We start from the raw sequence: 20,455 nt of genomic DNA, 5'->3' as shown, positions 1-20,455 counted from the left end.
AATCGAGTCCCGTATGAGACATATCTGTCTCATGAGCAAAATTCGACCGACGACACAAGACGCCATCGTAGAAGCCGCATTTGAGGTTTTCTCGGAGAACCAAGGCGCTTCGCTGGGCGATGTGGCACTGCGCGCTGGTGTTGGCCGCGCCACGCTGCATCGCCACTTTCCGGGACGACCCGAGTTAATGCGCGCCTTAGCAAAGATTGCCTTGGCCGAACTTGAAGAAGCTGTCGCACAGGCGACGGCAAGCGCGATCAGCTATGAAGAGGGCTTTAGACTTTCACTGTTTGCAATTGTGCCTTTGGCGAACCGCCAATGGTTCCTTGCCAACGAGGGCTTGGAGGCCGACCCCGAGATTGCCGCCGCCTACGATGCGAGCCTGGATGAGCTTCGACGCGATGTGACCGAAGCTAAGAAAGAAGGCGCCTTCGACCCAAACGTACCAACCGAATGGGTCGTCGAGGCCTATGAAAACCTGATCTACGCAGCCTGGTCCCTTGTCCGGTCCGGCGAGGCGACACCGAAACAAGCCGCAGAGCTGGCCTGGCGGACACTCTCACAGGGATTGAAAGGACGCGCAGAATGAACGTAGAAAGCTTAACCACTCAGATTGATGATGCATTCTTCCTCATCGGCGGCGCAATCTTGTTGATCGAAATCGCGGAGTTGCTCTTCAAGCGCGAGTTCAAAGCAAAGACGTTCGGTGAAATGCTGGCGAGTGCGTCGACCCAAATCCCGTATTTGCTGGTCGAAACCTTTATTCTCACAGGAGCCTACGGGATATACTGGATCATTGCCCAGGGTTTGCCTTGGACGATCCCGGTGACCTGGTGGAGCCTGGTATTGGTCGTCCTGCTCGCGGACATCACGTATTACTGGGAGCACCGGATAGCTCATGAAGTACGGCTGCTTTGGACTCAGCACGCAGTGCACCATTCTTCACGCGATATGAACATCATAACGGGTATCCGATTTGGTCCGTTCGAAGGTGTGTGGTCGCTGATCGCCCATGTTCCGCTAGCCCTCATGGGCTTTGCTTCAGAAACCATCATCTTAGGGGTGATCGCTGTGCTGGCGTATCAAACATGGTTGCATACGGAATTGATCGGCAAGCTGGGACCGCTCGAGCACGTGTTGAACACGCCCTCCCACCACCGGGTCCACCATGGTTGTGACGACAAGTATCTGGACAAGAACTACGGGGGGATCTTCATCATCTGGGATCGGATTTGGGGAACCTTTCAGATTGAGGAAGAAACCCCGCACTACGGCTTAAAGCGAGACTTCAATAGCCAAAACCCGATCAAGGTTTGGTTTTCGGAATGGCCGGGCCTCGTCATAGACCTTAGTCACTCGAAGAGCATGCGCGAGGCCCTTGCTATTTTGTCTCGCCCGCCTGGATGGGACCCCAAGAAGTAACCATAGACTGACAATGAAGGCCCCGAAATGCTCCGACGACTTTTCTTGAATAGCGCCTTGGGCACTCTAGCGGCGGGTTTTGTTCCCTTGGCCGGAGCAGCACAGAGCGCGCGTACCGCAAATGGCTTTATCCGTACAAATTGGAGCCGCGATCCCTATAGCTTCGGATCTTATTCATATTTGGCGAAGGGATCTTGGAGAAGAGATCATGTGGCCCTGGGCCGCTCGGTTGGGAACCGACTATTCTTTGCTGGCGAAGCCACGCATCCTTCATACAACAGCACGGTTCATGCCGCCTATGAATCTGGGATCATCGCGGCTGATGCAATCTTCGAGACAAGCGCAAAGACGGTCGGAATCATCGGGGCGGGCATAAGCGGCCTTGCCGCTGCGAATGCGCTGGCGAAGCAGGGACACGCCGTTACGGTCTTGGAGGCGCGCGAGCGTATTGGAGGGCGGATATGGACGGATAGCCGTCTTGGTACAGCTCTCGATTTGGGAGCCAGTTGGATACACGGCACGAACAGCAATCCACTGGTCCAGCTTGCTGATGAGCATGCCATCACAACGCAAGCGACGACTGATAGCTACATCATCCGTGGCGGAGATGGTCGCAGAATTCGAGATAGCGATGCACCCGACTGGCTCGAAAACGTCCTGTCAGTTCAACACAGCGCCGGAGCCGATAGCGAAGAAATCAATATTCTGGCCTATTGGCGAGACACTGATTACGGTGGCGAAGACGTCATCTTCCCGGGAGGCTATGTGCAACTACTCGATACGTTCTCAGCCGACTTTGACACTCAGCTTGGTCGTACTGTGACCAAAGTCGAAATCGGCGAGGACGGTGTTCACCTGCAAGACTTGGACAGGCAAAGTGCCACATTCGACGCGGTCATGATCACCGTTCCTTTGGGCGTTTTGAAGCAGGGTATGATATCCTTCACCCCGTCATTGCCCGAAGAAAAACAAGACGCAATAGCGAACCTGGGGATGGGCGTTCTGTACAAGCTCTACTTGCGCTATGATGATGCCTTTTGGGACGCGGACGTCACTTGGGTCGCGACACCCGAGAACGGTTTGCCACAGGGCCAGTTCAACCAATGGCTTAACCTCTATCCTTACACGGGGCAGCCGGTGATCATGGCCTTCAATGGTGCCCAACCTGCCCGGGATTTGGCTAGGTTAACTGATGCCGAAGTTGTCGACCGAGCGCTGCGAACCCTCGACGCTGCATATCATATTGTTCGGTAGCGATAACTTGCAAAACACGCAGCTTGCTTGGATCAAACTCGGCTGCGGCACCATTTGTCTATCCGGCGCCCCGGTCGTGGCGAATGCGAGCTGCTGGCGATCAATTCCTTGCGGCTCAGTGGAGCAAGCGGGTCGCGACTGGCCTTGATGGCGGGGCGCTGCAATCTTCAACCATCCACGTCGGCCTCCAAGTTCGCACGGGTGAACTCCGCGCATCCGGCTTGCCGGTGACGCCCAATCAAGTGCAAGACGAGTTCCGATGGCCGAGCCCTCGAAACGCAGCTGGCGAACCGAATTTTGCGGCGCCTGGAATGCGTACCGATCACCCCCATGGTTCGCCGACGTCAACACGATAGAAAGCGACGCCGCGCGGTCGAAGAATGAAAACGGGCCAAGCACGACGGGAGCTAACCACATCAAAAACAGGAGATAAGCGGCCAATTATCGGGAAGCAGAGAGTTTGACGTGTCGATTTACGGTCATTTCTCTTCTGTTCAAACCACAAGGGACCATCAATTCGAGCCACGGCTTCCCATGAGATACATGAGCCGTTCCGACCATGGCTACCCGAACAGCGCTTCTTTCACAGCCAAACCAGCCAGCAGACCCTCAACGGCGAATATCTCAGAAATTCAGATCACAAGACGCAAGATGCCACACGCGTTGTGATCAGGATGATCCTTTACTGTCTGGTTTGTCGTTCTCAATTTGCAGGATGCCTACGAGGATGCCCAGCAGGGTAAAAAAGGCCGTCGTGAGGATGATTAGCAGTGGTTCCAAGGCAACGCGCTCCAACAGAGAAACCGACAAAACGTTGCTGCTCTCTCTTGTCGCGCCGCTGCCGGGGCGGAGCATTTCAAGGCCCTCCGCCTCAGTCGAACCACTGACCTGGTAAACCGCCCCATCAAAATACACCTGCCCATAAAGCACAGATGTCTCATCTTGTCGGTCGGCGCGGACAATCCCCCTGATGGCGGACCCAGAAGGAATTTTGAGCGGCTCACTGTCCAGCCGGTAGATATCCTTGCATCCGGTTCTTTTTTCCTTTGGGCCCAAAAGTTGAACGATCTTTTCAGTGCAAAAAAACGGCCGAACAAAGACCTCTACCTCACCCGATACATAGTCAAGATCGCCCGCGACGGTCGTGACAGGACTGGCACGCAATATCCCGAGCCAATCAACCGTTTTTTCCACTCTTTTTGTAGCGATAGAGCGCCGACCCAGCTCGCCTGGCCCATCAATGTAGGCAGGTTCGGCAAGGGTGGCAAAACCACGGGTCGGAAAACCGAAGACGCGGGCTGTCAAGCCGTTCATGTTGCATTCAGGAGCAGGCGTGATCTGAATCTCACCTGCCAGAACGATATCTTCGAGCAAGGGTTGATCGTCCAGAACCAAGCTGTCGTCCCTGCTCCCCTCCTCTTCCTGACCTTCAATCTTGAAATCGATGCCAGGCAGGGTAAGTGTTGCCAAGGGACCTTGACTTTCTATTGGCGACATCGGGTCCGCGAACAACCGCAGCTGTTGAACACCCTTTTCAACACTCAACTCGACGAACGTTTTATTCAATGGGGACAACTCTCCCCAAAAACAGTGTTCTGGCGGGTTTGGGACTGCGATCTCGGTAGGACCCATATTGTCCAGTTTCGGAAAGTCGCCAGTTCTGACGACGAAAGAATTCCCGATCTTGACGTTTACGCCATAAAGCATCATGCGCGCGCGCTCGGGGGAGTTAACCTGATACTGTATCCGGCTGGTTTCGGCGCCAATAATGTAAAGCCCACCCTTGGTTGGTGCAAAAGCAAATAAAACAATTGCGATCAAGAGCGGCACAGTCACCAACGAAACGAGGATGGTGAGGATCGGTGTGATACGACAAAAGAAGAATTTTACCTTTTGTTGCCCCAAGCACTGTTTCGCCCAGGCGACACGATTTTTTAGCCCGTTTCGCATACTCGTCTCCGGGTGGAATGACTGTGACGCAATCTAGCTTCTTGGCCCCTGATACTCTGGTGGCAGCGCAAATCGGGCGCGAAACGTCTTCGGCTCTTTGCTTGTTGGTCTCGTCACGATCAATCTGACTTCATACATCTTGAATGGCCGCATGTCCTTATGCCCTAAAGGAAAAGTGCAATCATACCCAGACTTTACCCGCTTTGTGGTGGTGCACTCAAAATTCAGCAAGTGGTCTGACGATGCAACAGGACCTTGACCGGAAACGCCGAACAATTTGGCCTCCACCGAGGCATTGCCGATTTCGAAAACCGCCAGAAATGTATCCGGGTCTTCGCTGACCTTCATCGGAACAAAGTACGAGCTGCGACGCTTCAGGCAGTCATATGCCACATAGCTGCGCAGCAGCAGCATGTCTTCACTATAGTCACCGTCAATACGGTCGCTGTGCTCTGCTGTAATTTTAACATCTTTGGTTTTGTCGGACCCATTATCAATCAATTCGTCGCCAAAGCCGAAGGCCGAATAAAATCCGTTTATCGTCTTTATCTCGGTGCAAATTTTTGCGTCTTTGTCAGTGCTTTCTGGAACGGCAATCTGCACAACATCCAGATCCTTCATTTGAATGGTGTCTTGGTTTTTGCCATCAAACAATTGAAAAGCTGCAAACAGCGTCTTCATTGAAACGCGGTGCTCAAGTGACCCCGACATCGTTGGATCGCGTTCGTCTATGGTCGCTTTGAGCTCAATTTCGCCGACAACATCCAAGGTCTTGAATTGTGCAAGCACCGGTGTCGTTGCGAATGCTAAAAACAGTGTGGCAATCAGATATTTCATCGTGAGCCTTTCAAAAATTGCGAGATTCAAATCCGGATGCAGGCAAGCTGCCGTCGCTACGGCGCCAGGCAAACGTAATATTGCTACCTTCGACAAAATAATGTTGTGCAAGCATATCACCAAAAACATCCAGTGAGCGGAAATTAAAGCGTTCGCGGCGCTCACCGGCTGGCTTCACATTTGCCATCTGGATCAGATCGCCATTACGAAACGGGGAATCCGGCCCACTTAATGCAACCACAACACCGTTTCGGTCACTGTCAAACGCCAGTTTTTCAATACCAAGGTCCCCAAGCGCCGCCGCGAGCAAACAGGCTTGGATAGATCTCCCTTCGGCGCTGCTGCCAAGGCGCCCTTCTGACCGCAGCTGCAAAGCTTCCTGTCGATCTTCGACGTTAAATCGGCACGCGGGCGGGTAGATGCGCCAATCGGCAAATCTTGCACTGTCCACTGCCGTCTTTGAAACGTCAGCCAGGTTAAATTGGCCATTTATCGTGTCGAAAAGAACATGTGGGATTTGCAGCCCCTGCCGGTTGGGCAGATCGCGCGAAGATGCCGCCCTGGCACTCAACCGTTCAACATCAAGCCGCGCATCCGTAAAGATGTTCAGCAATGGCCTGTTTTCCTCCATTTGCGGAATAAACACCCGACCGAAAACAGACAGGAGAAGGTCGGATTCTTCGGCATCCAAACTCAGGTCTGTCCTATCGCTTTCCGTGTTCCGTACGATGTTTTGTGTTTCATCATTATCGATGTAGTCATAGGCGATCCCGCGGGGGGACGAACTGTACAACACAAGGATTTCCGAGACGGTATTGTCAAAATTTGGCTTTGCCGGCGCGATTGATGCATCGCTGACCAAAGGTTCGTCGCCGCAGGCGTTGATGAGCAGAATGATGCGTGAGGGCCCAGCAAGTGACAGCCGGTCAATCACCCCTTCCAAGTCTATCGACCCCGCGCGCATATCCGCAATCGTATTGTATCGCTCGCCGTCATCAGGGACACCAACGAGATAGTTCTTGCCGTTTTCCGAAAACCCATGGCCGTTGAAAATGAAAACAACTTCGGAACCCGCCGTTATCTGTTTTGCCGCGGCATCCAAATCATTTTGCAAGCTGGTGTTAGACCGGTCCGCTAGGGACTCGTTCAGCACTTCCCAACCCAAGCGTTCCATCACCTCAGCGTAGCGCACCGCATCATTGCGCGGGGTGAAGAGATTGAACCGGGAGTTTTCGATGATATCCCCATTTGCCCGCCGCTCGTAGGCGTTGTTTCCCACGATAAAGGCGAAACGATCGGGTGCGCTCTGTCCCGCAGCAGAAAGGGAGCTCAGCAACAAAGCAGCACAAGCCACCCAAAGCGTGCGCCTTACCCTATCGAACCCCAGAACATCCATGCCAATCAGCGCCCGTTCAGCGCCCGCTGGGCGCATTTGTAGACATCCCTGCGATTGCCCGCATTCACCAGATCGACTTCCCGCCATTTCGGGTGGCTGTTGGTGGTGGGGTCCTGACGTGCAGCCAACCCATCGGCAATTGCGCGGGTCAGGCGCTCGATAAGGTCGCAATAGGGATTGTTTTCGTCATAGTCGAAGGTCACCAACAGGGCGGAAACAGCCAGCGTTGGCACATCACGTGTGAGCCAAGGATATTGTTTAGGCGTCAGAACGGCGGTTCGATAAGGCGATTCCTGACTTTCCAGCAGCGTTCCATACTCTGTGATCGGGATCAGTTTGAGTTCCTGGCTTTCCTGAATTGAACTCCCTGTGGAACTCGGCGCACCGGACACATCAAACAGAATATCGTAGCCAGCTCCCATCGCGGGCAATCCAGCCTCTGTTGAAAAATTCGTCCAATCCTGGGTCGCGTCTGCATATCCAAGCTGTTCAAACAGCCAGCGCGCGGTGAGGTTTGTGCCACTTTTTTCGCCACCTGCGTTCACGATGACATCCTGCGTGATGATATCTTCGATGGTATTCAGCTCGCGATTGCGCTCCGCGTATATATGAATTTCTTCGCCATAAAGCGGCATCACCACCTTGATACGGTCGACAATGCTTTCAAGCACACCATTTCCGGCCGCACGAGAACGTAATTGATCCAGCACATCAGCTTGCACCAAAGCCAGTTGGAAAAACTGTTGTTCGGCCTGCCCTTCGTACCCGATGAGCCGACGCAGGTTTTGAACTGAACCTTCACTGGTGACAATTTCAAAGCGAACACCTGGGAGCATTTCAGCTATTTCCTGTGCAAAACGATAGTAGGTCCCGTTCTGCGAGCCTGCGGTAATCGTCAGGAAGAGCTCGTCATCCTGATCACTGGCTGCCAGACTGGTGGCGGACGCCAGTACCAGCGCCTGCCCCATCAACAAAACGCTGCGCATGAGCCTACGTCCAAAGCACTTAAATGACATCGTATTTCCCTTAATCCGCATAAAAATCGGCCTTGTTTGCATAGACCAAACCCAGTTCAGGGTGCACAAGAAGCAGGCTTGAGGCAATATCGGTATCGGCATCGATTACGATAACCTGGTCCCCATCCGCTGCTGTTTTACCCAATTCTTCCACACCATCTGCGTCCGCAGTCATCACGACATTTGCTGGCGCAAGCACCAGCGAAAGCTGCCGCACCTGGCCAAACGGCAGGTCAGATTGGCGTTCCAATTCAAGCGATAACCGCGTGATCGCCTCGACCTGCAACAGTTTCGCATCCAGCGCGGCCAAAACAGCCGTGAAGTCGGCGAATGCCACCTCAGAAGCCCTTGGGCTGAAGCCAATGGTTTCCTGACGCGCCTGCAAGCGCTCATACTCCTGCCTGAGGCTGGATATACGGGACGCGAGGCTGTCACGCTGTCCCCGCAACCGCTCAAGTTCCCATTGAAACAGGCTGAGCGCATCAGTGCTTGCGGTCTGTGGATCGCATTGCTCACTGAACTTCGCCCGCTCAAGCGCCGGCAACAAGGCGCAATCCTCAGTTGTGGGCGGCCCGGCAAACCATGCCCAGACCCGAGCTTCTTCTTCCTCAACCCGGGCCGCTTGCGCTGCCTTGCGCTCCTCAAGATAGGTCGGCAGATCGAACGTGAGATAGCCAAATTGACAGCCATCGAATTTCAATCTTTCGAGCACCGGCGCGGAAGAGCAATCGAAGTTTTCGAAGGGCGATTGGAAACTGTCCAGAAGGCTATCAGCACGCGCACCAAGTCCCGGTAAAGTAGCAATAATTGCTCCTGTTACGCACGCTCGAGTAATCATTTTTAAAACCACGTTACAAAGCCATCAAATAATTTGCCGCACCTACTTCTTAAGAATATTGTAGAGTTAATGAAATTTGACAATTGATTCTTTTATTTCATCCATTTGGGGGGTGGCGTGGATATTTCATGTTGATTCGTCTGGCAGCGATAAAAAGCATTTTTGCTTTGTTGGCTTTTGCGATCCCCGCAACGGCACAACCGGCAATTGAAACCCAGATGTCCTTGCTCGACATGACCGAAATAGATGGCATCATCGAAGATATCAGTCAGCAAGTTGAATTGCTGCAATTCGGTGCCTCAGCCAACGGGTTGGCACCGGCAACAAGTGTCGAGAGAGATGATGAAACACAGGTTGCGGCCATCCAGTCGGGGACACGCCTGAGATTAAACCCGCTGTGTTTTCTGGATAGCGAATACGGACATAACACTCCGGCTGAACTGGATGCCTATTTCAACAATCTGGAAGACATTGTTGGTAAGGTTTCCGCAACAATGGTCTCGTTCACAGGGTTGAAAGAACAATACGACCAGGGCAGTTGCCCCGGTTTCATGCGAGGCATGCTCGAGGAGTCACAGTCGCAATTGAATGTTGTCTCCCGCCCTCAACTCAGCGACATGGTCTACCATCTTGAGACCTGCTGGCCGGATGACGGCGTGGCAGAAGCAGATGGAAGCCCGTTGGACATCGACGCGCGGTATGCGCGCGCGCGCCAAAGCCTCAGCAGTTTTCGGATCAGCATGAGAAGCTACAGAGAGGCCACGCAGTGGTGCGAGTGATATCGAAACCTATGAGGGTATTGGAGCGCGCCGCATTGATCGGCCTGTTGCTCCTCCCCACTGCGGTCGTTTCGCAGCAAACCGATGCGCTGCGTGCTATTTCCGGCATGGTGAATGAGGCCAATCGGAAAATCATCGAAATGCAAAAAGCCATCGATGATACAGAAGCCGCGCTTTCAGCCTGGGAAACCGAACTGCAGCGCTCCACGATTACCGGGCGCAATGCAACGATAAGACAGGCGGGCAGTTCTGCAATTGTGCCGGATGTGGCGCGCGATATCGCGGATCACCCTTTGGTTCTGGAAGCGGATCGTGGTTGCCAGGACGAATTTACAGCAGTTGCAGTTCCGAACCTGGCGCGCGGTGACGAGCAGACGAAACAGCGCCTTGTGACATGCGCAAGAAACATCGTCCCCCGCGTGCGTTTCGAACTTCCAATTGAGTGTTCCAATCTCTTTTGGGTGATGAACCCCGATGGTCGCCTGACTTTGGATGGTCACGTCAAGGACGCAGTGGATGCGGAAGAGCTGAAAGCAAAGTTTGGGGCAGCGACGGTCGCCAATGTGATCGAACGCCCCTTCCCGGTTTGTTCGGCGCTTGAGGCGCTGGAGCTGCCGCTCAGCTCGAAGGATCGGCCCAAGATACGGATGCTATCCAACAAAACGAGGATCGCCTTTGAGGAAAGCCTTGCTTTCGAGATAGAGACGCCGGATTTCTACAGCTTTTTCTATCTTGCTTATCTGCAGGCGAACGGCGCCGTGGTCAATCTGGCGCCGCGACGATCTCTGATACGCGAACAGCATCCGCCCGGCACAGTTTTGCGGTTTGGTGACGGTCGCGACGGCAGACAGACCTATACCGCCTCTGCCCCGGCTGGCACCGAAGCCATCATCGGGATCGCCTCACGCAGTCCGATCGACGCGCTTGAGGCTCTGGAGCGTGGCGCGACAGGTGCATTTGATCGCGACGTGGATCATGCCCTTTACCTGCAGCTACTGAGAGAAAGCCTTGAGGACGAGTACAGCCTGTCCCGTGGCCGCCGTGAGATTTCCGCCGAGGTCCTGCACCTCACTGTTGTTCCATAATTCATTCCCGACTGTGCACACATATAAGGAGAAAATGTCATGCGATCCAAAATACTAGTTTTTGTATTTGCTCTGCTGCTGTTGCCGCCGCAACAGGCGAGCGCGCAGAGTTTCTTCGACAGCCAGAGCATTATTGGACAGCTGGTGCCGCAAAACACTGGTCCGACAGTGCGATCCATGTCTTCTGTCGCCAAACGCGGGATAAATATTCAGGGGCCGTTGCCGCCCACCGTGGATCTGCCATCGGTCAGCCTGACCGTTAACTTCGATCTTGGGTCTGCTAATCTGACAACCGACGGTATGATCGCATTGCGTTCTCTCGCAAAGGCCCTGCTGGACCCGCGGCTTGCCCGTATGACGTTTCAGGTGGTCGGACATACCGACGGTCGCGGTGATGTCGCGTATAACCAAACACTTTCGGAGCGCCGCGCGCAAACGGTCGTGGAGCATTTGACGAGCTTTTACGAAGTGCCCGCCAGCCAGCTCATTCCGCTGGGCTATGGCATTTCCCGCCCAATGGACCCGACCAACATCATGAACCCGCTGAACCGGCGTGTCGAAATCATCAATCTTGAACCGCTGTCGTAATGCGAGCGTAAGGAGAAACCAAATGCACAAACTGAGATTCATTTTTACGGCTTGCATTGTCCTTTTTGCAGCAGCAATGACGGCAAACGCATCAACCGAGCGCAAAATCGCTTTGGTCATCGGCAATGGCGCATATATGCATGCGGCGCCACTGGCAAACCCGGTCAATGACGCCAAGGCCATGACCTCGAAGCTTCAGTCTTTGGGGTTTGAGACCTACACGGGATTTGATCTCGATAAGATCGGGATGGAACGGCTCCTGCGCGATTTCAGTCGCGCGTCCCGGAGCAGCGACGTCAACATCTTCTTTTATGCAGGGCATGGCATGGCCGTGGAGGGGGTGAATTATCTGGTACCGGTAGACGCCGAGTTCGCTGACGAGACCTCGCTGGACTTCGAGGCTGTACCGGTGGATTTCGTAACCCGTCAGATGTCCTTGTCAGATGCTGTCAACCTGGTGTTTCTTGACGCCTGCCGCGACAATCCATTGTCGGCAAACCTGACCCGCTCGCTGGGCAGCACCCGGTCCGCCGCGGTGCAAAATGGTCTTGCAGAAATGAAAGTGCACACCGGCGGCAAAGGCATGGCCATTGCATTCGCCACCAGCCCCGGTCAGGTGGCGCTGGACGGAGAAGGTGTGAACTCGCCCTTTACGTCCGCCCTCTTGCGGCATCTGGATGCTGAAAACACCGACATCGCGGAAGTCTTCACCCGGGTCACCGGTGATGTCTATAACGCCACCGAAGAGCAGCAACGCCCGTGGCTGAACGTTTCCCTGACCGGTCCGGTAATGTTGAACCCTGTCAACCGTGTGCAGCCGATCCAGAACGACGTGACCGCAAGCGCAAGTGCAACCGCCACGGCCCCGGTTGCAGGTCGGATGCTGGAAGAGCAGAAGATGCTGTTCGATCTGGCCCGTGACACCGGCGATGCGGAGGATTATCGCGCCTATCTTGAGAGCTTCCCGCAGGGGCTCTATGCCAACAACGCCCGGCGCATGATCCGGAAGCTCGAAGGCTCGGGAAATGGCGGGTTTGAGGTTGCCGCCGCCCGTACGCAACAACCGGCCGTGAACTCGGCGCAAAACTCCAGAAGCGCTGCAATCAACGAGGCCGGTCCTCTGGTACTGCCCATATCGGCTTCCTTGCGCAGTTTGCCCGCGAACCAGGCAACCGAAGCTCAGCTCGATCTGGATCGGACCCTCCGGGGCAACATTCAAGCGCGCTTGAATGCAACCGGCAATAACGTTGGCGGCGTTGATGGGAAATGGGGCGGAAAAACCCGCACCGGCATCACGAATTGGCAGCTTAGCAAAGGGCTGACACCGACCGGCTACCTGAACCGCCCGCAGTACCAGCTATTGGTCTCGGAAACCGAGGGGCGCTACACTCCCTATGTCGCACCGCAAGCGACGGCTCGGAAGGGCACGAGCAGAAAGTCGAACAATAACAACAATGGCAATCTTGGTGCCGCATTGCTCGGCGTCGCGATTGGCACGATTTTGGCCAAATAGGCCTCTAAAAAACGCGTGGAGAGCGGCACTGTTCGCTTTCCACGCAAGGCTCAAAGCGACAACAGCATATCCCTTTGGCACTCACCCCGTCTTCAGGGTGAATTCCGCCTCAAATGCCTTTTCGCCGGGAGGGGTGAAGATCACCGCCCGGCTGTTTGGTGCGCGTCTGGCCCAGCCGCGGCTTTCAATTTGAGACAAGATCGCGCGCCCCAAGCTGCCTGCCAGATGGGACCGGCGGGCGCTCCAATCCAGGCATTCCTTGCACAGGGGCGACTTTGCAGAACGCAGGGTCGCGACATCAATCCCAAACCGCTCGGCAAAAGCGCTGCCGCTTTCGGTCAACAGCAAAGCCTCGTCCGCAGTTTCGAGAAACCCGCGCGCCATGAAGCTGTCAAACATCCGAATGCCCATATCACCCGCGAGGTGATTGTAGCAGACGCGTGCCTTGCGCAAGGAGGCGTCCTTGGGGCCCGTGCGGGTCCGCAAATGCCCCGATTTGGCCGCCAAGCCCATCAACCCTTCCAAAACCTGCGCCACGTCGTCATTGGCCAGAGAGAAGTATTTATGCCGTCCCTGCTTCAGCGGTTTCAGCAATCCACCCGCGTCGAGCTTGGCCAGATGCGAGCTTGCGGTTTGGTTGGTGATCCCCGCCTCTGCGGCCAGTTCGGTCGCGGTCAGCGCCTTGCCGGTCATCAACGCCGTCAGCATGTTGGCGCGCGCGGGATCACCGATCAAAGCGGCGATGCGGGCGATATCAGGTCCTTCTTTCATAATTCGACCTTAATCGAACCGTTCAATGCAATCAATCCGGTATTACGGGGCACGCTAAAATTGGAGACAACCATGCTGACCTGCATCATCCGCTACCACATCGACCCCACGAAAAAAGAGCACTTTGCGCAGTACGCCCGCAATTGGGGGCAAGCGATCCCGCGATCTGGTGCGGATTTGATTGGCTATTTCGCGCCGCATGAGGGATCATCGACGCTGGCCTACGGGATTTACAACATTCCCAGCCTCGCGGCTTACGAAGACTACCGCCAGCGTTTGGCAGCGGATCCTCTGGGCCGGGAAAACTATGCCGTTGCGCAAAAGGAGAAATTCCTGCTGCGCGAAGACCGCACCTTTTTGAAACTGGCGTCCGCGCCACATGGAGAGCCAGAGTGATCGCCGTTATCTTTGAAGTCGAGCCCGCCGCCGGGCGCAAAGAGGAATACCTTGAGATCGCCGCGAAAATGCGACCGATGTTGGAGGAGGTTGAGGGGTTCATTTCGGTTGAGCGGTTTCAGAGCCTGACGGACCCGGCAAAGCTGCTGTCGCTCTCGTTCTTCGAGGACGAAGAGGCGGTGATGCGCTGGCGAACGCTCAGCGCGCATCGCGGCGCGCAACGGGACGGGCGCGCCGGTGTCTTTGCCGGCTACCGGTTAAGGGTCGCGGGCGTGATCCGGGACTACGGCATGTTCGACCGGGAGCAGGCCCCGGACGACAGCAAAGCGGCACATACAGAGGACCCCTGATCCCCCCACGCGGGACTACCCCGCGAGGGAGGGCAGGAACAGGACGATGCCCGGGAAGGCCACCAGCAGCGCGATGGTGATGGCATCAGCGACAAAGAAGGGCGTGACCCCTTTGAACACATCCTGCACGGTCAGATCATCGCGCACGCCCGCCACCACAAAGCAGTTGAGCCCGATGGGCGGCGTGATCAGACAGAACTCCGCCATCTTGACCACCAGAATGCCGAACCAGATCGCACACATCGGGCCTGACATGCCAAAGGCGCTGTCGGCGGCGCTGACCATCTCGCCGCCATTCAGCGCCATGACCGCCGGGTAGACCACCGGCAGCGTCAGCAGCAGCATGCCGATCGCATCCATGAACATGCCCAGCACCGCGTAGGCCAGTAGAATGCAGATCAGGATCAGCATCGGCGACATTTCCAGCGAGGTGATCCAGTCGGCAAAGGCTTCGGGCAATTCGGCGAACCCCAGGAAGCGCACGTAGATCAGCACGCCCCAGATGATCGAAAAGATCATCACGGTCAGCTTCGCCGTGTCCAACAGCGCATCTTTCAGCTGTGCCCATCGCATGCCGCGATAGAGCGCCATCAGGAAGATGATAAAGGCCCCAATGGCGCCGCCCTCGGTCGGCGTGCCCCAGGCATCGCCAAAGGGGTTGTAGACGAAGAAGATGATGATCACGACCACCGCGAGAATAGGCAGCGCTGGTGGCAGGGATTCGAGCCGTTCGCGCCAGGTGAAGCCGCCAACAGGTGGCCCCACCGTCTTGAAGATCACGGCAATGCCGATGATCAGCGCGGCATAGACCACAGCGGAGAACATGCCCGGCAGGAACCCTGCGAGCAGCAGCTTGCCCACGTCCTGCTCCACAATGATCGCATAGATCACCAGAATGGCGGAGGGCGGGATCAGCGAGGCCAGCGTGCCGCCAGCCGCGACAACGCCTGCTGCAAACTGCTTGTTGTAGCCGATCTTCAGCATCTCCGGGATGGCAATGCGGGCAAAAACGGCTGCCGTCGCAACCGACGCACCCGACACAGCGGCAAACCCCGCCGTGGCAAAGACGGTGGAGACCGCCAGCCCCCCCGGCACCCAGGCGATCCAGCGCTTGGCGGCGGTGAACAGTGCCGTGGTGAGCTTGGCGTAATAGGCCAGATAGCCGATCAGGATGAACACCGGGATCAGGCTGAGCACCTGCGCCGAGACCTTGGAGTGCGGCGTCAGCCCGGCCACCTTCACGCTGATCTCAACCGCTTTCCAGAAGCGCTCCGGATCATAGTCGAAGCCGTTCCAGCGCAGCCACACGAGGCCCACAAAACCCGCTAGCCCGGCGGCAAAGGCCACCCGCATGCCCAGCACGACGAACATCAGCAGGCCACCGCTGACCCACAATCCGATTTCAATGGGTTCCATCAGTCCGCCCCATCCAATGCTTCGGCCTCAAGACGCGCTTGTTCCGCAACGCTGAGGTTCAGGGGAACGGCTACCGGGTTTTCCAACCCCAGGATGAGTGCGCGCCCGTAGCCCCAGGCCTGCAAGATCAGCCGCAGACACAGAACTGCAAAGGCAATCGGCACTACCAGTTTAGAGGGCCAGATCGGCAGACCGATGTCGATGGAGCTGTCACGGCTGCATAAGGGCCGCGCGCAGTCAAAGGAGCGGTCAAAGTGATCCCAGGCGCCCCAGGTCAGCGCCACGATCAGCACCAGGATCAGCAAAACCGAAACAAGTTCAAAGAACCACAGCAGACGGCCCCGAAGCGCGCTGACCAGCATGTCCATGCGCACATGGGTGCCATCCCGCTGGACGTAGGACACGCCCATGATCGCAATGATCGGCATCGCCGCTTCGATGTAATCGACATAGCCAGCCATGGGTGAGGCAAAGAATTTGCGCCCGGTGACCGAGTAGGCCGCCAGAAACATCAGCGAAAAGATTGCGACCCCACTGAGCAGAGCGCAGAATTTTTCGATTGGTAACAATGCACGGTCCAGCCGGCTGAGCAGACTGGAATCTTCGAGCACCGCAGCGGAACCTGCCATCGCCCTACCCCCTTTTATTATTGAACGGGCCGCCCCCTATAAGGACGGCCCATTGGCTTTAGCTGCCGCCTTTGGCTTCTTCGAGCGTTTTGGCGACCAGATCATAAAGCTCTTGACCGGGGAGGCCCTGAGCCTCCATATCGGCAATCCACTGATCGCGGATCGGATCTGCGGCCTTGGCACGGAATTCCGCGATCACCTCATCCGAAATCTCGACCTTCTGGACGCCCTTTTCCTCCAGCACCGAGTCCCAGCGCTTGAGCAACTCGCCATAATTGGCCAGATAGTGATCCAGTGCTTCGGCCACCGAACTGTCGAGCGCTTCCCGCTCCGCATCGCTCAGCGCCTCATAAGCGTCGATGTTCACCACAACGGGGCAATTCACCGTGCCGGGGTTGAGGTTGGCGGTCCACCAGTCGGCCTGATTGATCGTGCCAAAGCTCAGGTGCGCGTGCTGGGCAAAGGCGACCGTGTCCACAACGCCGCCTTCCATGGCCTGATAGGCTTCGGTCGCGGTCACCGAGGTGGGCACACCGCCTACCGCTTCAAACGCCTGGCCGAGCCCACCTGTGGCGCGCACCCGCATGCCGTCGAATTCGGCGAGTTCATCGCGAGGATCGCCGGTACCCACAAGGTTGTACTGCGGCATCGGCGAGGTCATCAGCAGCTTGGCATTCCACTGCGCCATCTCTTCGGCGGCGGCTGGGTGGGCATAGACCGCTGAGGAGACGGCCACTTCCTGCTCCAGGTTCTCAACCCCGAGGAACGGCAGTTCCAGCACGGTGATCACGCGGTTCTTGTCGCGGTGATAGCCCGCACAGAACTGCGCCATTTCAAACGCGCCGATGGAGATGCCATCGAGGTTTTCACGGTTCTTTGACAGACCACCATAGCTGATGTTCATGGTGAATTCGCCGCCCGTCTTTTCCGAGACCAGCTCGGCAAGCTTTTCAACGTGCTCAGTGAAAGCACGGCGTTTGCCCCAGACAGAAACATTCCATTCTGTTGCAGCGGCTTCCGATACGAATGCAAAGCTGATCGCGGCGACGGCGGCGCCGGAAAGATATTTGTTCATTTGGTTCTCCCTTATGACGTGCCTCAGGTCGGGCACGCTTGGGGCAAAGCTACCCAAGCCGGCACGCAGTGCCAAGCCCTGAATGGCAGCGGCCCTCTTGTGCCCGGCGCCACGTTTGATTCTGCGCAGAATTCGGCATGAAGAAGAACATTGGCAGGCAGGTTGAGGCGGAAAACCATCTGCCGCCAAGCCCTGACACCTCATACCCGGCATGATTTGACAGTCAAAGGCCAGAAAACAGGGGCAAAATCGCAATTCTGACCATCAGTTTACAGACGCCAGCCACATCCGGGAAAAATGTTTACAGCGAAATCCTTATATTTCTGCACCTTATTCCCTTCTTTTCCAATCGCGCTATGATCCCGCTCGGAGGAGAAAGATGCCGCAAAGCGCATTCACGGCCTGGCCGCTCTTTCAGAATGTCACGACCCAAGGGAGGAGCCTTCATGTCCGACGCAACCCCATCTGCCAAAACCTATCCACCTTCGGCTGAAATGGCCGCCAACGCCCATGTGAACGCTGCAAAATATGACGAAATGTATGCCGCATCCATCCAGGACCCGGAAGCTTTCTGGCGCGCAGAGGCGGGACGGGTCGATTGGATGAAGCCCTTCACACAAGTGAAGGACGTCAACTACACCTTGGGCAGCGTTTCGATCAACTGGTATTCGGATGGCACGCTGAATGTCGCGGCCAATTGCATTGACCGGCATCTGGCCACGCGCGGCGATCAGACCGCGATCATCTGGGAGCCCGACAATCCCGATGAAGACGCCCTGCACATCACCTATCGTGAGCTGCACAGTGCGGTCTGCAAAATGGCCAATGTGCTAAAGGATCTGGGCGTTGGCAAAGGTGACCGGGTGATCATCTACATGCCGATGATCCCCGAGGCGGCTTATGCAATGCTCGCCTGTGCCCGGATCGGGGCCATTCATTCGATTGTTTTTGCTGGTTTCTCTGCAGATGCTTTGGCCGCACGGGTCAACGGGTCCGACGCCAAAGTGGTGATCACCGCAGATCACGCCCCGCGCGGCGGGCGCGCCACACCGCTGAAAACCAACGCGGATCAGGCATTGTTGCACTGTTCGGACACAGTGAAATGCCTGGTGGTCAAACGCACCGGCGGGCAGACCACCTGGGTCGACGGGCGCGACTATGATTACAACGCGCTGGCGGCAGAAGCCTCCGCTGATTGCGCCCCCGAGGAGATGGGGGCGGAGGACCCGCTTTTCATCCTCTATACTTCCGGCTCCACCGGCCAGCCCAAGGGCGTTGTACATACCACCGGCGGCTATCTGGTCTATGCGGCGATGACGCATGAGATCACCTTCGATTACCATGATGGCGACATCTACTGGTGCACGGCGGATGTGGGCTGGGTCACCGGGCACAGCTACATCGTCTATGGGCCGCTGGCCAATGGCGCGACCACGCTGATGTTCGAAGGGGTGCCCACCTATCCCGATGCCAGCCGTTTCTGGCAGGTGTGTGATAAGCACAAGGTGAACCAGTTCTACACCGCCCCCACCGCCATTCGCGCGCTGATGGGTCAGGGCACCGAATTTGTCGAGAAATGCGATCTGAGCAGTCTCAAGCTGCTCGGCACGGTGGGTGAACCGATCAACCCGGAGGCCTGGAACTGGTACAATGAGGTGGTCGGCAAGGGCACCTGCCCCATCGTCGACACCTGGTGGCAGACGGAAACCGGCGGCCACCTGATGACCCCCCTGCCCGGCGCGCATGCTATGAAACCGGGCTCGGCCATGAAACCTTTCTTTGGCATCAAGCCGGTTGTGCTGGAGCCGACAACGGGCGAGGAAATCCACGGCAATGACGTTGAGGGCGTGCTTTGCATCGCCGACAGCTGGCCCGGTCAGATGCGCTCGGTCTGGGGCGATCACGACCGGTTTGAGAAGACCTATTTCGCCGATTACAAGGGGTATTACTTCACCGGTGACGGCTGCAAACGCGATGCCGATGGCGACTATTGGATCACCGGTCGTGTCGATGATGTGATCAACGTCTCCGGTCACCGCATGGGCACAGCAGAGGTCGAAAGCGCGCTGGTGGCCCACGCAAAGGTCGCTGAGGCCGCCGTGGTGGGTTACCCGCATGATATCAAGGGGCAAGGCATCTATTGCTATGTCACGCTGATGGGGGGAGAGGAGCCGACAGAGGAGCTGCGCAAAGAGCTGCGGACCTGGGTGCGCACGGAAATCGGCCCGATTGCAAGCCCCGATCTGATCCAATGGGCGCCTGGTCTGCCCAAGACCCGCTCCGGCAAGATCATGCGGCGCATCCTGCGCAAGATCGCCGAGGACGATTTCGGCGCCTTGGGGGACACCTCCACGCTGGCCGATCCCTCCGTCGTGGAGGATCTCATCGAAAACCGCATGAACAAGGGTTAGAGCCCGTCAGGTCGAATGGATCATAAGGCCGACCCGGCTTGGGGTCGGCCTGTTTCGTTTCCTCCCGGCGCCGCCCGTGATCTGCCTGACCAACCACATTTGCCTTGCCGCTCACAGGCGGCGCGTTACCTCCCAAGGGTTAGAGGACGGGACATGACGATATGCCAACAGCAAAAGCCAGTTTCCTGAAAGCAGAACAGCATGCTGTCTGAACCGCCGCATTTTGCGCCGACCTCAGACCGGTTGCGCGATCTGCGTCGCGCCTTGGGCTGCTTTGGCACCGGGGTCACGGTCATCACCACGCAAACCGATGAGGGTCCGCTTGGCATCACCGCAAACTCGTTTTCGTCCGTCTCGCTGGAGCCGCCCCTTGTGCTCTGGTCCCCTGCGGTGGCGTCGCGCCGCCACGCGCCCTTTGTCGAGGCTGAGAGGTTTTGCATTCACGTGCTGAGCGCGGACCAGCTTGGTCTTGCCCGTCATTTTGCCAGCAAGGGTGATGGGTTTGAGGCTTTCGACTGGTCCACGGGACCTTTGGGCGCGCCGCGGCTCTCCGGCTGCCTCGCCGAATTTCATTGCAGCAGATATGCGGTTCACCCGGCGGGCGATCACTCCATGATCCTGGGCGAGGTGCGCCATGTCTTTTTGGCAGAGGGAGACGCGCCGGGCCTGCTATTCAAACGCGGGCAATTCGGCCATTTCGCGCCCGAAAACTGAATGGCCCCCATGCGT

The 20,455-nt window shown here is 56.7% G+C and carries 20 protein-coding genes; 11 read left to right on the top strand and 9 right to left on the bottom strand.

All coding sequences use genetic code 11. The features are described from left to right. The first annotated feature begins 31 nt into the window (after positions 1-31). From Q1A20_RS20230 to Q1A20_RS20220, 3 genes are read left to right on the top strand one after another with little or no spacing between them, the layout of a single operon-like run. Positions 32-589: a TetR/AcrR family transcriptional regulator gene (locus Q1A20_RS20230; RefSeq protein WP_299408598.1), complete on the top strand. Its 558-nt coding sequence runs from the start codon at positions 32-34 to the stop codon at positions 587-589. Next, positions 586-1,422 carry a sterol desaturase family protein gene (locus Q1A20_RS20225; RefSeq protein ID WP_299918366.1) on the top strand — a complete coding sequence of 279 codons (837 nt, stop codon included), beginning with the start codon at positions 586-588 and terminating at the stop codon, positions 1,420-1,422. The genes Q1A20_RS20230 and Q1A20_RS20225 overlap by 4 nt, the downstream gene beginning before the upstream one ends. Positions 1,423-1,449: 27 nt before the next feature. Then, positions 1,450-2,676: an FAD-dependent oxidoreductase gene (locus Q1A20_RS20220; protein WP_299918363.1), complete on the top strand. Its 1,227-nt coding sequence runs from the start codon at positions 1,450-1,452 to the stop codon at positions 2,674-2,676. A 669-nt stretch (positions 2,677-3,345) separates the two neighbouring features. Here the strand turns inward: Q1A20_RS20220 and Q1A20_RS20215 are convergent. From Q1A20_RS20215 to Q1A20_RS20195, 5 genes are read right to left on the bottom strand one after another with little or no spacing between them, the layout of a single operon-like run. Beyond that, entirely contained in the window at positions 3,346-4,626 is a 1,281-nt protein-coding gene (locus Q1A20_RS20215) for a hypothetical protein (protein ID WP_299918360.1), read from the bottom strand. A gap of 33 nt (positions 4,627-4,659) precedes the next feature. After that, positions 4,660-5,463, bottom strand: coding sequence for a hypothetical protein (locus Q1A20_RS20210; RefSeq protein ID WP_299918357.1), 804 nt, complete (start codon positions 5,461-5,463; stop codon positions 4,660-4,662). A gap of 10 nt (positions 5,464-5,473) precedes the next feature. Beyond that, positions 5,474-6,859: a caspase family protein gene (locus Q1A20_RS20205; RefSeq protein ID WP_299918355.1), complete on the bottom strand. Its 1,386-nt coding sequence runs from the start codon at positions 6,857-6,859 to the stop codon at positions 5,474-5,476. 5 nt (positions 6,860-6,864) lie between these two features. Further along, complete coding sequence (locus tag Q1A20_RS20200) at positions 6,865-7,845, bottom strand: TAXI family TRAP transporter solute-binding subunit (protein ID WP_299918478.1); 981 nt, start codon at positions 7,843-7,845, stop codon at positions 6,865-6,867. Positions 7,846-7,885: 40 nt separating this feature from the next. Next, on the bottom strand, positions 7,886-8,725 hold the full coding sequence (locus Q1A20_RS20195) for a hypothetical protein (protein WP_299918353.1): 840 nt from the start codon (positions 8,723-8,725) through the stop codon (positions 7,886-7,888). 71 nt (positions 8,726-8,796) lie between these two features. On the opposite strand from Q1A20_RS20195, the gene Q1A20_RS20190 reads away from it, so the two are divergent. Genes Q1A20_RS20190 through Q1A20_RS20175 form a run of 4 tightly spaced genes read left to right on the top strand, consistent with a single transcriptional unit; the run spans position 8,797 to position 12,678 of the window. Continuing rightward, positions 8,797-9,492 carry a hypothetical protein gene (locus tag Q1A20_RS20190; protein ID WP_299918352.1) on the top strand — a complete coding sequence of 232 codons (696 nt, stop codon included), beginning with the start codon at positions 8,797-8,799 and terminating at the stop codon, positions 9,490-9,492. An 11-nt stretch (positions 9,493-9,503) separates the two neighbouring features. Further along, on the top strand, positions 9,504-10,577 hold the full coding sequence (locus tag Q1A20_RS20185) for a hypothetical protein (protein ID WP_299918351.1): 1,074 nt from the start codon (positions 9,504-9,506) through the stop codon (positions 10,575-10,577). A 39-nt stretch (positions 10,578-10,616) separates the two neighbouring features. Next, positions 10,617-11,165: an OmpA family protein gene (locus Q1A20_RS26155; protein ID WP_366142103.1), complete on the top strand. Its 549-nt coding sequence runs from the start codon at positions 10,617-10,619 to the stop codon at positions 11,163-11,165. Positions 11,166-11,187: 22 nt separating this feature from the next. Beyond that, positions 11,188-12,678, top strand: a complete 1,491-nt coding sequence (locus Q1A20_RS20175) for a caspase family protein (protein WP_299408575.1) — start codon at positions 11,188-11,190, stop codon at positions 12,676-12,678. 81 nt (positions 12,679-12,759) lie between these two features. Here the strand turns inward: Q1A20_RS20175 and Q1A20_RS20170 are convergent, their stop codons facing one another. After that, entirely contained in the window at positions 12,760-13,449 is a 690-nt protein-coding gene (locus Q1A20_RS20170; RefSeq protein WP_299408573.1) for a winged helix-turn-helix domain-containing protein, read from the bottom strand. 72 nt (positions 13,450-13,521) lie between these two features. Between Q1A20_RS20170 and Q1A20_RS20165 the strand changes: the two genes are divergently transcribed. Both Q1A20_RS20165 and Q1A20_RS20160 read left to right on the top strand, forming a co-directional pair. Continuing rightward, the gene (locus Q1A20_RS20165; protein WP_299408571.1) at positions 13,522-13,845 is read left to right on the top strand and encodes an NIPSNAP family protein; all 324 of its coding nucleotides are present in this window, start codon (positions 13,522-13,524) and stop codon (positions 13,843-13,845) included. Then, entirely contained in the window at positions 13,842-14,195 is a 354-nt protein-coding gene (locus Q1A20_RS20160) for an antibiotic biosynthesis monooxygenase (protein ID WP_299408568.1), read from the top strand. The genes Q1A20_RS20165 and Q1A20_RS20160 overlap by 4 nt, the downstream gene beginning before the upstream one ends. Positions 14,196-14,210: 15 nt before the next feature. Here the strand turns inward: Q1A20_RS20160 and Q1A20_RS20155 are convergent, their stop codons facing one another. Genes Q1A20_RS20155 through Q1A20_RS20145 form a run of 3 tightly spaced genes read right to left on the bottom strand, consistent with a single transcriptional unit; the run spans position 14,211 to position 17,315 of the window. Next, a complete protein-coding gene (locus Q1A20_RS20155) occupies positions 14,211-15,611 on the bottom strand; it encodes a TRAP transporter large permease (RefSeq protein ID WP_298971071.1) in 1,401 nt (466 codons plus the stop codon). After that, the gene (locus tag Q1A20_RS20150; RefSeq protein ID WP_299408565.1) at positions 15,611-16,240 is read right to left on the bottom strand and encodes a TRAP transporter small permease subunit; all 630 of its coding nucleotides are present in this window, start codon (positions 16,238-16,240) and stop codon (positions 15,611-15,613) included. The genes Q1A20_RS20155 and Q1A20_RS20150 overlap by 1 nt, the downstream gene beginning before the upstream one ends. A gap of 58 nt (positions 16,241-16,298) precedes the next feature. After that, on the bottom strand, positions 16,299-17,315 hold the full coding sequence (locus Q1A20_RS20145; RefSeq protein WP_298971066.1) for a C4-dicarboxylate TRAP transporter substrate-binding protein: 1,017 nt from the start codon (positions 17,313-17,315) through the stop codon (positions 16,299-16,301). Positions 17,316-17,761: 446 nt separating this feature from the next. Between Q1A20_RS20145 and acs the strand changes: the two genes are divergently transcribed. Then, positions 17,762-19,726 carry an acetate--CoA ligase gene (acs, locus tag Q1A20_RS20140; RefSeq protein WP_299408562.1) on the top strand — a complete coding sequence of 655 codons (1,965 nt, stop codon included), beginning with the start codon at positions 17,762-17,764 and terminating at the stop codon, positions 19,724-19,726. A 201-nt stretch (positions 19,727-19,927) separates the two neighbouring features. Then, complete coding sequence (locus Q1A20_RS20135) at positions 19,928-20,440, top strand: flavin reductase family protein (protein ID WP_299918346.1); 513 nt, start codon at positions 19,928-19,930, stop codon at positions 20,438-20,440. Positions 20,441-20,455 lie beyond the last annotated feature (15 nt).

Source organism: uncultured Roseobacter sp. (assembly GCF_947501835.1).
In the GTDB taxonomy this organism is placed as follows: domain Bacteria; phylum Pseudomonadota; class Alphaproteobacteria; order Rhodobacterales; family Rhodobacteraceae; genus Roseobacter.
This window is presented reverse-complemented; position numbering and strand designations above follow the sequence as displayed.

Coding starts and splice junctions, on each gene's coding strand:
- Q1A20_RS20230 (WP_299408598.1), top strand. CDS start 32: ATGAGCAAAATTCGACCGACGACACAAGACGCCATCGTAGAAGCCGCA.
- Q1A20_RS20225 (WP_299918366.1), top strand. CDS start 586: ATGAACGTAGAAAGCTTAACCACTCAGATTGATGATGCATTCTTCCTC.
- Q1A20_RS20220 (WP_299918363.1), top strand. CDS start 1,450: ATGCTCCGACGACTTTTCTTGAATAGCGCCTTGGGCACTCTAGCGGCG.
- Q1A20_RS20215 (WP_299918360.1), bottom strand. CDS start 4,626: ATGCGAAACGGGCTAAAAAATCGTGTCGCCTGGGCGAAACAGTGCTTG.
- Q1A20_RS20210 (WP_299918357.1), bottom strand. CDS start 5,463: ATGAAATATCTGATTGCCACACTGTTTTTAGCATTCGCAACGACACCG.
- Q1A20_RS20205 (WP_299918355.1), bottom strand. CDS start 6,859: ATGGATGTTCTGGGGTTCGATAGGGTAAGGCGCACGCTTTGGGTGGCT.
- Q1A20_RS20200 (WP_299918478.1), bottom strand. CDS start 7,845: ATGCGCAGCGTTTTGTTGATGGGGCAGGCGCTGGTACTGGCGTCCGCC.
- Q1A20_RS20185 (WP_299918351.1), top strand. CDS start 9,504: ATGAGGGTATTGGAGCGCGCCGCATTGATCGGCCTGTTGCTCCTCCCC.
- Q1A20_RS26155 (WP_366142103.1), top strand. CDS start 10,617: ATGCGATCCAAAATACTAGTTTTTGTATTTGCTCTGCTGCTGTTGCCG.
- Q1A20_RS20175 (WP_299408575.1), top strand. CDS start 11,188: ATGCACAAACTGAGATTCATTTTTACGGCTTGCATTGTCCTTTTTGCA.
- Q1A20_RS20170 (WP_299408573.1), bottom strand. CDS start 13,449: ATGAAAGAAGGACCTGATATCGCCCGCATCGCCGCTTTGATCGGTGAT.
- Q1A20_RS20165 (WP_299408571.1), top strand. CDS start 13,522: ATGCTGACCTGCATCATCCGCTACCACATCGACCCCACGAAAAAAGAG.
- Q1A20_RS20155 (WP_298971071.1), bottom strand. CDS start 15,611: ATGGAACCCATTGAAATCGGATTGTGGGTCAGCGGTGGCCTGCTGATG.
- Q1A20_RS20150 (WP_299408565.1), bottom strand. CDS start 16,240: ATGGCAGGTTCCGCTGCGGTGCTCGAAGATTCCAGTCTGCTCAGCCGG.
- Q1A20_RS20145 (WP_298971066.1), bottom strand. CDS start 17,315: ATGAACAAATATCTTTCCGGCGCCGCCGTCGCCGCGATCAGCTTTGCA.
- acs (WP_299408562.1), top strand. CDS start 17,762: ATGTCCGACGCAACCCCATCTGCCAAAACCTATCCACCTTCGGCTGAA.
- Q1A20_RS20135 (WP_299918346.1), top strand. CDS start 19,928: ATGCTGTCTGAACCGCCGCATTTTGCGCCGACCTCAGACCGGTTGCGC.